The sequence below is a fragment of the Plesiomonas sp. genome (assembly GCF_051650925.1).
Lineage (GTDB): Bacteria > Pseudomonadota > Gammaproteobacteria > Enterobacterales > CAMTGL01 > Plesiomonas.
The window spans coordinates 1-1,042 of record NZ_JBOFRH010000531.1; the positions used below are offsets into that span (position 1 = coordinate 1).

Genomic DNA, 1,042 nt, shown 5'->3' on the forward strand with positions numbered 1-1,042 from the left:
TTTAAAGTTTGTCGCTCGAATAAACTGGCAAATAAATTGTTCAGTCACTCGTTTAACTTAATATCTTTTGGATATCAGCATTCTCAAACGAGTGCCCACACAGATTGTCTGATTAATTTTTTAAAGAGCGTTTCGCTACTAAAGTAGCGACAGGACGCGAATTATTCCACAATCCTGCTTTGCCGTCAAGAAAATGTTTTGCATTTTCTCAAGAGCCGATATTCATTACTGCAGGCCAATCAGTGATTTGTATCACAGCTGCCGTGTCAGTGAGGTCGCATTATAGGGCGTGATTTCATTCTGGCAAGCAAAAATTCGCACAATGCGATCGAGTGATTACTTTTTATTCTTTGCGAGGATCTTCGCCCTTACGTAAGATCCTGCGTACTGCCGGACGATCGTGATGGAATCTGTAGTTTCCACCTTTTTTATTCTGTGCTGATTGTACCGACCGCTGAACACCGTAGACTAACCGTAGATTAATCACATGAATAAGAAAGGTTTTAATTTATGACGGTATTGCGTCCTTATAAAGGCAAAACACCGGAAATTGGCCAACGGGTCATGCTGGATGAAAGTTGCGTAATTATCGGCCATGTTACGCTCGGTGATGATGTCAGCATCTGGCCTAGCGTGGTGATCCGCGGTGATGTGAACTATATCACTGTCGGTAATCGGACCAACATCCAAGACGGTAGTGTTCTGCACGTAACCCGTAAGACCAGCGATAACCCAGCCGGTCTACCGCTGTATCTGGGCGATGACGTGACCATCGGCCATAAAGCGGTGCTGCACGGTTGCACAGTTGGTAATCGGGTTCTGATTGGCATGGGCGCAATTATTCTTGATGGTGCAGTGATTGAAGATGAAGTGATCATTGGCGCCGGTGGTTTGGTTCCGCCACACAAGCATCTGGAAAGTGGTTATCTGTATCTGGGTAATCCGGTACGTCAGGCGCGTTTGCTGACTGCAGAAGAACGCGCCTCGTTACAACAATCAGCCGATAACTATCTACATCTCAAGAACGAGTATCTGGCCGAAC

General features: G+C 45.8%; 1 protein-coding gene. It reads left to right on the top strand.

Annotation, left to right across the window (positions count from 1 at the left end; genetic code table 11):
* Positions 1-510 precede the first annotated feature (510 nt).
* A partial coding sequence (locus ACRC27_RS12660) for a gamma carbonic anhydrase family protein (RefSeq protein WP_438640035.1) occupies positions 511-1,042 on the top strand: 532 nt, incomplete at its 3' end.